Below are 12,747 nucleotides of genomic sequence, written 5' to 3' on the forward strand. Positions count from 1 at the left end.
TAAACTCGGTACTTATTTTTTTTGTTGCAGGGTTAGTTAAAGCGAACCCAAAGATGAAAACCACTGAAAGCCTTTTTTATCAAATACCAAAACCATTAATATCTCTAACTGTCTTTATCACAGTATTGCCTTTCTTGTTACATTACTCAGAAATTGATTTAGGTAAAGAGTTAGATATTATAGAAAGTCAAATTATTCCAGCGACACATTTTGGTTTTTTATCCTTCATGTTATTGAGGTGGTCCTCTATCACCTTACTATTTATAACATGCTGTTTGGCCTATATACATTGTCATTATTCGCATTCAGCTAGTTCAGCAATTGTTGGATATAGTTTTTTCGCCATTGGCCTACTAAAAATCTCACAACTATTACTCATTAATAATTTTGATGTATTCGGTGTAGAACTCATCAAAAATCAAGTACTTATTTCCACAATTTTTGAAGGAAACATATTATTAGTTTCACTAATTTCCATAATGATCATTCAAAATGATAAAGAGGGGAACAAAACAAAATATCTTCAATATTACATCGGTGGGAGTTTTATTTTTATCAGTATTTTAATTGTAGGAACGACCGATTATATATTTAGTTTAATTGATTGGGTTAATGAAAGAGCATCAATTTACCTTCTAACATTTATGCCTATTATTCTTAACTTGGTTTTATTTGGAGCATTCATGATTAAGTTTTTAGAACATACTAAAAGCTACCTTTTACAGATGCTATTTTGGAGTATTTTACCTCTTTCAGTAGCTCAATTACATATTTTCTATGGTAGTACCGAACTATTTGATGCTCATTTTAATATCTCTCAATTTCTTTTAACCGTTTCTTTTGTACTTCCCTTTGTTGGCTTACTCATGGACTATATTGAAATGTTCAAAACAGAGAAACGAAAAACCACTGAATTAATTCTGATTCAACAAGACCTAAAAAGTAAAAATCATGAATTAGAACAATTTGCATATACCACCTCACATGATTTGCAAGAACCTTTAAGGAGTATTACAAGTTTAACAGAGTTACTTAAAAGTACTTATAAAGACCAATTTGATCATAATGGTAATCAGATGCTGGATTATATTCATTCTTCAGCTGATCGGATGATTAATTTAATTAAAGCACTACTCGAGTATTCAAAAATTGGGAGAAACAGGACTTTATCCAACATCGACTGTGATCAAATGATGACCGATGTTTTACAAGACCTTCGTATCTCTTTAAGTGAATCAAATGCTAAAATTAGATTCAATAATTTACCTGTTATCAGAGGGTACGAAATAGAATTGAGATTACTATTTCAAAATTTGATTACCAATGCAATTAAATTCAAAAGGCCTGATGTTAATCCTGTCGTCACCATCTCTTCTATTCACATGGCCGGAGAATGGATGTTTGCTTTTCAGGACAATGGAATTGGTATTAAGAAAGAACATCTCGAAAATATATTTATCATTTTCAATAGACTTCATTCCAAAAGTGAATATGAGGGATCTGGAATTGGTTTAGCCCATTGTCAGAAAATTGTCGATTTGCATCATGGTAGTATTTGGGTAGAATCCGATAGTGAATTTGGGTCTACTTTTTACTTTACGATTTTAGAGAAAATTCCCGAGATAGAGTAGAGCTATTGACATAAAGTATTAATATAAAAGAAGAGGTGACCTTATTATTGATAAAGTCACCTCTTCTTCATTAAATATCTATAGAATTACTCAGCAGCTTTCTCAGATGCTTCTTTGTCTTCTTTTTTATCTTCTAATGACTCTGGGTAGAACTCAACTAGTTTGTTGTACCAAGTCACTAATTTTTTGATATCTGAAGTGTAGATTCTATCTGAATCCCAGTTAGGAAGAACTGCGAAAATGAAGTCTTCTAAAGACTCTTCAGATTTAGTATCAACATCTAGTTTCTCTGTACCAAATTTTTCTTTTACTGAAGCGAATACTTCTTCCAATGGCACTGACTCTTCCGCTTGACCAGTAACATACATAGAGATCTCTTTCAAGATAGAGATTCTTTGGCTTGCACTTACAATTGTTTTCTTAGGCTTAGCTTCCAAAGTTTCAACGATTACACCAGTACGTGATGGTTTTAATACTTTGTATAAACCTGGCTTACCTGCAATTGCAGCAATGTCTTTTAAGTTCATGTTATAATTTTTATTATTTAGAACATGTTTGAAGTCAATGGTATTGAACGATCAAACATGATCTTTTGATTTATAATCAAATTATCTCAAAAATTGTTTGAAATAACTTATTGATAATAGACTTTTTTATGCGTGAAAAAAACGCTTCGCAATTTAATAAATGAAGTGATTTAATATCAAAAATATATCGTTTTTAATACTTAAAGGATGAATTTATTCTATAATTAACACTTTAAATTATAGTTCTACCAAAGTATTTAAAACAAAAAACCTGTGGAGATTGCTCTCCACAGGTATATACATTTTGGCTTTGTAGTCTTGTCATAGGCTCTTTGATTACTGAAGCGTAATTTCTAGAGCTAGACCACGAAGTTCGTGAACCAATACGTTGAATGATTCTGGAACATTCGGGTTAGGCATATTGTCACCTTTAACAATTGCCTCGTATGCTTTCGCACGTCCTTGAACGTCGTCAGACTTCACAGTTAAGATTTCACGAAGTACATTAGCTGCACCGAATGCCTCTAATGCCCAAACTTCCATCTCACCGAAACGCTGACCACCGAATTGTGCCTTACCACCTAGAGGTTGTTGAGTAATCAACGAGTAAGGACCAATAGAACGGGCGTGCATTTTGTCATCTACTAAGTGACCTAGTTTCAGCATGTACATTACACCAACAGATACTCTTTGGTGGAATGGCTCACCTGTTAAACCATCGTATAATTGAGCACGACCATAATCAGGAAGACCAGCCTCTTTCAATTCCGCTACTACTTCTTCTTCAGAAGCACCATCGAAGATTGGAGTGGCATATTTTCTACCCATTTTCAAACCAGCCCATCCAAGAACTGTTTCGTAAATCTGACCGATGTTCATACGAGAAGGTACACCTAGTGGGTTCAAACAGATGTCCATTGGAGTACCGTCTTCCAAGAATGGCATATCCTCTTCAGGTACGATCTTCGCAACAACACCCTTGTTACCGTGACGACCGGCCATCTTATCACCTACTTTCAATTTACGACGCTTAGCGATGTAAACTTTAGCAAGTTTCACGATACCAGTTGGTAATTCGTCACCCACTTCTAATGTAAATCTATCACGCTTGAAGTAACCTGTTACTTCGTTACGAGCATTTACATAGTTCTTCACTGTAGATCTTACCAATTCGTTTACACGAGCATCATCAGTCCAGTTATCCAAGATAAGGTCACCTAAAAGGTTCGCTTCTTCAGCAACTGCATACGATGAGTCATCACGGAATGGGTTCTCACCAGGGAAGATGTTTTCAGAGATATTTGCTTCAGAGAAAGTAACTCCTGCACTCATTACCTCTTGACCAAACTTGTGTTTCACACCTTGACAAGTCATACCGTCAAGAAGTTCCACCAATTTAGCCATCATTCTATTTTCTAAGCCTTTCAAGTCGCGAGAGTATTGTTTTTTCAATAGCTCTACTTCTTTCTTAGCCTTAGCACGTAATTCTTTGTCTTTCTTAGGACGAGCGAATAAACGTGTATCGATTACTGTACCGATCAATGATGGAGAAGCTTTTAATGATGCATCTTTTACATCACCTGCTTTATCACCGAAGATCGCACGTAATAATTTTTCTTCTGGAGTTGGATCAGATTCTCCTTTTGGAGTAATCTTACCAATAAGGATGTCGCCAGGACGAACACGTGAACCAACACGGATAATACCGTTTTCGTCCAAGTTCTTCACTGCTTCTTCACCAACGTTAGGGATTTCAGAAGTTAATTCTTCTTCACCACGTTTAGTGTCACGTACTTCCAATTCGTGCTCTACAATGTGTAATGATGTGTAAACATCGTTACGTACAACACGCTCAGAGATTACGATTGCATCCTCAAAGTTATAACCTTGCCAAGGCATGAAGGCTACTAGTAAGTTTTTACCAATTGCCAATTCGCCATTTTCTGTAGAGTAACCTTCTGAAAGAACATCACCTTTAGAAACACGTTGTCCTTTCTTCACGATTGGACGCATGTTCATACAAGTATCTTGGTTCGTTCTACGGAACTTGATCAAGTTATGGCTCTTCACTTCTGATTCGAAAGAAGCTAACCACTCATCATCCGAGTGATCGTAACGAACGTTGATTGAATTAGCATCAACAGAATCGATTACACCATCTTTTTCAGCAAGAACAACTGTACGAGAGTCAATGGCTACGTTTCTTTCCAAACCAGTACCTACGATTGGAGCTTCAGGCTTCAATAATGGCACTGCTTGACGCTGCATGTTTGATCCCATCAAGGCACGGTTGGCATCATCATGCTCTAAGAAAGGAATCATTGATGCGGCAATCGATACAATTTGGTTAGGAGCAACGTCCATGTAGTCAATTTCCTCTGGAGTCTTTAATGGGAAGTCACCTTCGTAACGAACTTTTACAAATTCTTCTTCGAAACGGTTATTCTCATCAAGATCAGTTTTCGCTTGTGCGATAAATTTCTCATCTTCCTCCTCTGCTGAGATATAAGTAACGTTAGCGTCCTCAATATCAACAACACCGTTAGTTACTTTACGGTAAGGAGTTTCGATGAAGCCCATATTGTTTACTTTCGCATATACAGTTAATGACGAAATCAAACCAATGTTTGGACCTTCTGGTGTCTCAATAGTACAAAGACGACCATAGTGAGTGTAGTGAACGTCACGAACCTCGAAACCTGCACGCTCTCTTGAAAGACCACCTGGTCCTAATGCTGAGATACGACGCTTGTGCGTAACCTCTGCAAGAGGGTTAGTTTGGTCCATGAACTGAGATAGCTGGTTGGTACCGAAGAACGAGTTAATTACTGATGATAACGTACGAGCATTTACCAAGTCAACTGGCTTAAAGTCTTCGTTATCACGAACGTTCATACGCTCTTTGATTGTACGTGCCATACGCGCTAAACCAACACCGAATTGTGAGTACAATTGCTCACCTACAGTACGGATACGACGGTTTGACAAGTGGTCAATATCATCGACAACAGCTTTTGAGTTGATCAAGTGGATCAAGTGCTTGATGATTTTGACAATATCTTCTTTTGTCAGCACACGGATGTCCATGCTCGTCTCTGTCTTCAACTTACGGTTAAGTTTGTAACGACCAACTTCACCTAAGTCATAACGTTTGTCAGAGAAGAATAAGTTTTGGATAATATCACGTGCAGTCTGATCATCAGGAGCCTCAGTGTTACGAAGTTGACGGTAGATTTGGTGAACCGCTTCCTTCTCTGAGTTTGAATTATCTTTAGATAACGTATCGAAGATGATACGGAAATCGTTGATGTTGATATCTTTTCTGTGAACGATTACTGAACCAACGCCAGAATCTTCGATCATTTCAAGATCTTCTTCTGAGATGATGTGGTCACGCTCTAAGATTACATCGTTACGATCAATTGATACTACTTCACCTGTATCTTCATCTACGAAGTCTTCTGTCCATGTTTTCAATACACGAGCAGCCAATGTTCTGTTCTCTAAAGAAGCTAAGTTTTCTTTAGATACTGAGATCTCCTCTGATAACTCGAATAAATCCAAGATATCTTTATCCGATCCATAACCGATCGAACGAAGAAGCATTGTTACAGGGAATTTTTTCTTACGGTCGATATAAGCATACATCACGTTATTCACGTCAGTTGCAAATTCGATCCATGATCCTTTGAAAGGAATTACTCTTGCAGAGTAAAGTTTCGTACCGTTTGTGTGTTTTGATTGTGCAAAGAAAACACCAGGAGATCTGTGAAGTTGAGAAACGATTACACGTTCCGCACCATTTACTACAAATGATCCTCTTCTTGTCATATAAGGAATGTTACCCAAGAACACATCTTGTTCAATGGTTTCAAAATCCTCATTATCTTCATCGCTACACGAAAGCTTTAATTTTGCTTTTAAAGGTACACTAAAAGTCAAACCTCTTTCTACACACTCGTCAACCGTATATTTCGGTGGATCAATTGTGTAATCGATGAATTCCAATAAGAAGTTTTCACGAGAATCCGTAATAGGGAAATTCTCCATGAATACTTTGTACAAACCTTCGTCTTCTCTCAACTCCGGAGGAGTATCGATTTGGAAGAAGTTATGGAATGACTTAAACTGTACGTCTAGAAAATCTGGATAATCTAGAACTCTCTTTGCTTTCGCAAAATTCTTTCTACCGTTCTTGAATGTTGCCAAGGTGGTTTTCTTTTTAAGTTTCAAAACTATCTGTTACAATAAATTGATTATAAAAGCCGTATATAACCTATGTAACAGGGGCGCAAAATGTATTTTACTTGCTTGTAAAAGTGTCTTTTTATGCAATTAAAAGAATATATTTTACATGCAACTTGCAAATATAGATAAAAGTTACTAAAGTCATACCTTTTACCCTATTAGTTTTACGAATAATTTTAAATAAGTAAAATAAAGTCAATGAGATGTGAGCATTTTTACAAAATCCTCGGTATCGTAATTGGCAATACCTGTATGTTTAAAGATGATCTCTCCATTCTTATCAAATACAAAGGTGGTGGGGATACTTCTTGTTTGAAAAACGGAAGGAGTTGAAGTTATTTCTTGATAAACGGGAAAGGTAAATTTCTTTCTTTTCATAAACTCACCCACATTTTCAGGCTTTTCATCCACACTCAACATCACAAAAACTATATCCTCATTGTCTTTTAGTTTTTGATACAATCCCTCAATGCTTGGCATTTCTGCTACACAAGGAGGGCACCATGTTGCCCAAACATTTAAAAATACCGTTTTCCCTTTAAACTCTTCAAGGTTTACTTTTTCTCCAGTAGTATAATCTTGCAGCATCCATTTATAGTCTGTACTTCCATATCTACCTCTCTCTTCTGTATCGGCATCTGCGTTTCTTAATCCGGTAGCTAATGTTAACCGTTGTATAAATCCAAATACTTCAACATGTAAGCCTGTAAAATACAACACACCAAATACACTTACGATTATACCCCAGGATTTAAGTTCCTTAATAATTTTTTGTTTGTTCATAAATTAGATTGTTATCTATTTCTGGTAAAAATATTTTTGATTGACTTTATAATTAGTCTTTAGTATTTATTAATCATGACATATTACTGTAAAAAGAAAAACCCCTACAAAAGTAGAGGTTTCAAATATCATTCTATGTGATGACTGTTACTTAACAATCACTACTATTGAGGATCTTGAGTAATTACAGGCATTTCTGCAAGAATCTGAGTTTTCAAGAAATTATTCACCAATTCGTTTAATTGAACAAAACGAGCCACTGTTTTAGGTGATAATTGCTTTTTCATCATCTTGATGTATTTCTTTTTCAGTTTCAAATTTTTAGCTTGAATCTCTAAAGTGTTATCTACAATCGTTGTTGCTTCCTCGTCAGTGATACCATCTGTATCATTAATTAGAGACTTAAACAATTGTGTTCTTTCTCTTACTAATTCTTGGGAAGCCAATTCGTATTCATCATACAATGCCCAAAAAGTACCTGCTTCTTCTAAAGAAAGATTCATGTTTTCTGTAAAGAAGATTCTCTTTTCAGTTTTGATCACTGTCTTGATTGTCTCAGCATCAATGTTTTGTGCTTGTGAAGCGAAAACAAATCCAAAAAATAGTAAGAAAGAAATGAATAACTTTTTCATAATATCAAATAAAAATTCATCCTGACATTACAGTTAATGTCAGGATGATATCAAAAATCTTTTTTTTTAGTAAACTAAACCAATGTTGAATCCAACGTAAGAGTGATCTATAGAGTTACCTGCTTTAAATGCATGGTTATATCTTACACTAAACAACATATTTAATGAAGAACTCACATCAGCAATAACACCTACTTCAGGAGCTACACCAAAATGCCAATTCTTTTCAACAATGGCCCATTGACCAAATTCTGTTCTTTGGTTTATATAATAGGTACCCACACCTACACCTGCATAAGGGTTTAAGATACCGTCTTTATTGAAGTAATAATGTGCATGTCCTAGAATAGGAACAATGTTCATTGTACGGTATTGTTTACCATCTGCAATTACACCATCACCAACATATCGGTCTTCTGATTTGTCATATAAAACATTCCAGTTTACTGAGAAGCCAAAAGACACAGGAGTTGTAGTTAAATGGTGTCTCCACTCAAGACCCATACCTCTACCACTAAATGCACCTACGTAATCACTAGTTTCTCCAACAGGTAATCCCATTTGGTAAGTGATCATAAATTCTGTTTGTGCTGAAGCTGTATATCCTACCAATGCAAAAATTAAGGATACGATAAATTTTTTCATGATTAAATTTCTTTTTGATGATGAGTATTAATTATCAGATCCTGATTTTGCTGTGTTATATTGATCGAATAAAACGCTAATTCCTTCATTAACTAAAGGAACATTGTTAGAACGAGATAAAACAGAGTTCAATGCTCCCTGCCAACCTAAAATTAAAGTAAAGTCTTGTTCATCAGGCTTACCTTCGTTTTCTGCAATAGTCTTTTTAACATCAACGAAATCTACTAAGATTGTTCCGTTGCTGTAAGAATAATAGGTGTAACCACCACCGTAGCCTGGGTAACCCCAACCTGGGTAACCTGGATAACCCCATCCCGGGTAACCTGGATAAATTGGAGGGTTCCAAATAGCTCCTGATTGTTGAACAGCAATTTGTGTTAAATAGATGTACAAATCTGCACTGTTTTCTGCTGTTGGAGTTGTGATTTTTGACAAGCCTAATTTATTCTGCAATAAATCATCCGTGTTATTAATGATAATGGCTTGCTCTGGTTGTGTTAACACATCAGATGAGTTACCAACAATAGCCATAGAATCAGTAAACAGATAATAGGTCTTGTAACCTTGCAAATCTTCTTGGGAAGAAAACTGAGAAACTGCAATATCCAAATCGCTTGTATATTCCGCTCCACCTGGGTAACAGCTTTGAAGCAAAGCAAGCATAGTGAAGAATGCAGCTATCTTAGAAATAAGATTTTTCATGATTAAAAAATGAGTTATATAAATGTTAATATTAGCAAATATAAATGGATTATATCAAATAGAAATATTTTAAGATGATTATTTTAAAAAATTGAATAAATAGCCTCCTATTACTATTTTTGTGATACAAAACAGTCTGTAATTACATTGAAAAAATTATTAGTTTCCCTTGCTGTTCTTATCGTTATTGCCCTAGTGCTAATAGGTAGAATAGACCGTACCCCCATACATTCTACCGAAGAGTATAAGGTAACCATGGATAACGTCCATGAAACAGTAAAAAAATTAAATAAAGCTATACCTTCTCAAGACACACTACTTGTAGGCTGGTCTTCAGAATGTATTATCCCTAAAGGTGAACCTTTACCACTGGCTGGCTATGGATTTAGAGGTCCATACAGAATGGTAAGAGATTCCTTGTACGCAAGGGCTTTTTCTTTTGATGATGGCATAAGAGAATCTATTGTACTTACTTTAGATTTAATGATTTTTCCTATTGAGGTAAGAAAACGTTTAGAGACAAAACTAAATACGATTGGCTTAACGACAGATGATGTGATGTTTTCTGCTACTCATACGCATAATGGTATGGGAGGATTTGATCCAAGTGCTATAGGAAATGCTGCTATGGGATTATTCTCGGAAGTGGGTACTAATAAAATTACAGAGGCCTCTTTTAAAGCTATTGTAGAAGCACGAAAACATAAAAGTAAAGGGAGCGTTGGGTTCTTAAAATCTGAATCGCCAGAATGGGTGAATAATAGAATTGTACACAATGGTCGGAAGGAGAATTCTATTCGTGGAATAAAAATCACGAGAGAAGATGGTAAAAATGCAGCTATTGTTACATACAATGCTCACCCAACCAATATTGAAATGAACTATTGGATTCTTTCTAGAGATTACCCTGGTGCATGGGTTAGTTACTTAGAAGCCTCAGATAAAATTGATTTTGCCGCTTTCTGTGCTGGTATGGTAGCAAGTCACGGTCCTGCAGACCCAAATCATAATCATGATTGTTTCTCTAGATTAGAAAATATGGGTAAAGTTTTATCAGATTCTATCTTGAATATATGGGATAAAACTCCAACTCAAGCTGTAGTTAACACTATCATCCAAAAAACGCCTATTGATTTTCGTCCCTCACAAGTACGTATAGAAAAGCATTTAAAAGTAAGAGATTGGGTATTTCGTTCCGCTTCTGGCGGTTTAGAAGGTGATATCACTTTACTGAAATTAGGAAACATCAATTGGTTTGCTTCACCTTCTGATATATCGGGTGAAATTGCTATTGATTATGAATATGATAAGCTGGTAAAACAAAAAAATGAACACTTTATGCTGACAAGTTTTAACGGTAACTATGTTGGTTACATCACTTGCGATGCATATTATGATACGCTTGAAAGCTTCGAAATTCGCGAAATGAACTGGGTAGGACCGGAATATGGGGCATATTTTGGTGATATTATTAAAGAATTGATAGAAAATTAATTTTTCATTTGTACCAATAACATTATTGGCTTAAATTAGCTTCATAAAATAAAGAACAGTCCGACACCGATTCCTTCTGGTGACGACTATAAAAGAAGATAGCTTCATATCTCACACCTTATTTTTATAAATTCTTCTGAAAAAGTATTTCATACGCGACAGCCACAAAACTGTCATCATTAATTTTTATGTATACAAGAAAGCTACTAGAGGCTAGATTGCTATCCGAATTAAAGGATATTGCAGAAAGTCTTGGCATGAAAAATTTCAGTAACCTTCGCAAGAAAGAGTTAATTGAAAGAATAGAGAAGCATGTCAATGCTACTTCCGAGAAAAAATCTCCGGAAGGATCTGCTGCACCTGCCCCTGAAACAAAACAGCCAGCAGCCCCTGCCTCTAACGATAAAGAGACTACTCAAAAAACTGCTCCATCTACCCCTTCAGATAAAGCACCTGAAAAAAGGTTAACAAGACGCAAACAACAAAGTCAGCCAGCCCAAAGAGTGAAAAGAGAGAATGTTAAGAAAACGCCTCCGCCTCAAAAAGCTGGTAATAAGAAAAAGAAGAAAGGGGGGAATCAACAACAACAACACGTTCAAGTAACCCACGACGATATTATGTCGATGGAAGAAATCGATTTAGGTATTGATGCATTCGACGATTTGCCTGATTTCGATATGTTCTTGGATGATGACAATGATGAAGGGCTACCAACCTTAGAGCAAGAAAAAGAAACAGCAAGTCAACAAAAAGCACTTGAACCTAAAAAAGAACAACCTAAAGTTTCTGTAAAAGATTTTGATGGTGTAATCGATAGCGAAGGTGTCTTGGAAATTATGTCTGATGGATTCGGTTTCCTAAGATCATCTGATTATAATTATTTGGCTGGACCTGACGATATTTATGTTTCTCCATCTCAAATTAAATTATTTGGACTAAAGACAGGTGATACTGTAAAAGGTAGTATCCGTCCTCCAAAAGATGGTGAAAAATATTTTGCCTTATTAAAAGTAGATACCGTAAACGGTAAAACTACTGAGGAAATTAGAGACCGTATTCCTTTTGAATACTTAACTCCATTGTTCCCTCAAGACCAATTACACTTATCTACAAAACCTCAAATATATTCTACACGTATCCTTGATCTTTTTGCTCCTATTGGTAAAGGTCAACGTGGTATGATTGTAGCACAGCCTAAAACTGGTAAAACAGTACTTCTTAAAGAAGTGGCCAATGCAATTGCACAAAACCACCCTGAATGTTATTTGATTATCCTTCTAATTGACGAACGTCCGGAAGAGGTAACAGACATGCAGCGTAGTGTAAATGCAGAAGTTATTGCTTCAACTTTCGACGAAACTGCCGACAAACACGTTAAGGTTTCTTCGTTAGTACTTGAAAAAGCAAAGAGAATGGTAGAATGTTCTCATGATGTAGTCATTCTATTGGACTCGATTACTCGTTTGGCTAGAGCATACAACACAGTGGCTCCTTCATCGGGTAAAATCCTTTCTGGTGGTGTGGATGCAAACGCTTTACACAAACCAAAAAGATTCTTTGGTGCAGCTCGTAACGTAGAAAACGGTGGTTCTTTAACTATTATTTCTACTGCCCTAATTGATACCGGTTCTAAAATGGACGAAGTTATCTTTGAAGAATTCAAAGGTACAGGTAACATGGAACTTCAATTGGATAGAAAGCTGGCGAACAAGCGTGTTTACCCTGCTATTGATATTCCAATGTCGGGTACTCGTAGAGAAGATATGTTGATGGATAAAGATACATTACAACGTGTATGGATTATGCGTAGAATGATGTCTGATATGAAATCGACTGAAGCCATGGAATTCTTACAAAGTAATATGAGAGGTACTCGTTCTAATGAAGATTTCTTGATCTCCATGAATAAATAGTATTTCTAAAATATACGCTATGAAAAGCCGAAGTGATGTTTTATTACTTCGGCTTTTTTCTTACCTTAAATCTTGAGTTTGATTTAGGTAAAAATATTTTTCTTTGAACCCCAATTTAAACTCTATTCAATCGACTTGATATACACCTAAGTTGAAGAAATTTTTAAGCAAC

General features: G+C 35.8%; 9 protein-coding genes. 3 read left to right on the forward strand and 6 right to left on the reverse strand.

Going from position 1 to position 12,747, the window contains the following annotated elements; all coding sequences use genetic code 11:
* Positions 1-53 precede the first annotated feature (53 nt).
* On the forward strand, positions 54-1,631 hold the full coding sequence (locus KMW28_RS00065) for a sensor histidine kinase (protein ID WP_169665725.1): 1,578 nt from the start codon (positions 54-56) through the stop codon (positions 1,629-1,631).
* Between the two features lie 86 nt (positions 1,632-1,717).
* Here the strand turns inward: KMW28_RS00065 and KMW28_RS00070 are convergent, their stop codons facing one another.
* The 6 genes from KMW28_RS00070 to KMW28_RS00095 form a co-directional block, all read right to left on the reverse strand.
* Complete coding sequence (locus tag KMW28_RS00070) at positions 1,718-2,158, reverse strand: DUF5606 family protein (RefSeq protein ID WP_169665727.1); 441 nt, start codon at positions 2,156-2,158, stop codon at positions 1,718-1,720.
* 336 nt (positions 2,159-2,494) lie between these two features.
* The gene (gene rpoB / locus KMW28_RS00075; protein WP_169665729.1) at positions 2,495-6,367 is read right to left on the reverse strand and encodes a DNA-directed RNA polymerase subunit beta; all 3,873 of its coding nucleotides are present in this window, start codon (positions 6,365-6,367) and stop codon (positions 2,495-2,497) included.
* A 234-nt stretch (positions 6,368-6,601) separates the two neighbouring features.
* Entirely contained in the window at positions 6,602-7,189 is a 588-nt protein-coding gene (locus tag KMW28_RS00080; RefSeq protein WP_169665731.1) for a TlpA family protein disulfide reductase, read from the reverse strand.
* A gap of 164 nt (positions 7,190-7,353) precedes the next feature.
* Positions 7,354-7,821, reverse strand: coding sequence for a hypothetical protein (locus KMW28_RS00085; protein ID WP_066211249.1), 468 nt, complete (start codon positions 7,819-7,821; stop codon positions 7,354-7,356).
* A 66-nt stretch (positions 7,822-7,887) separates the two neighbouring features.
* A complete protein-coding gene (locus KMW28_RS00090; protein ID WP_169665732.1) occupies positions 7,888-8,466 on the reverse strand; it encodes an outer membrane beta-barrel protein in 579 nt (192 codons plus the stop codon).
* Between the two features lie 27 nt (positions 8,467-8,493).
* Positions 8,494-9,168 (reverse strand): DUF4136 domain-containing protein, encoded by a 675-nt coding sequence (locus KMW28_RS00095; RefSeq protein WP_169665733.1) that lies wholly within the window; start codon positions 9,166-9,168, stop codon positions 8,494-8,496.
* A 147-nt stretch (positions 9,169-9,315) separates the two neighbouring features.
* Between KMW28_RS00095 and KMW28_RS00100 the strand changes: the two genes are divergently transcribed.
* Both KMW28_RS00100 and rho read left to right on the forward strand, forming a co-directional pair.
* Complete coding sequence (locus KMW28_RS00100; RefSeq protein ID WP_169665734.1) at positions 9,316-10,662, forward strand: neutral/alkaline non-lysosomal ceramidase N-terminal domain-containing protein; 1,347 nt, start codon at positions 9,316-9,318, stop codon at positions 10,660-10,662.
* A gap of 188 nt (positions 10,663-10,850) precedes the next feature.
* Positions 10,851-12,575 (forward strand): transcription termination factor Rho, encoded by a 1,725-nt coding sequence (rho, locus tag KMW28_RS00105; protein ID WP_169665735.1) that lies wholly within the window; start codon positions 10,851-10,853, stop codon positions 12,573-12,575.
* The last annotated feature ends 172 nt before the right edge of the window (positions 12,576-12,747 follow it).

This window comes from Flammeovirga yaeyamensis (assembly GCF_018736045.1).
Classification (GTDB): Bacteria; Bacteroidota; Bacteroidia; order Cytophagales; family Flammeovirgaceae; genus Flammeovirga; species Flammeovirga yaeyamensis.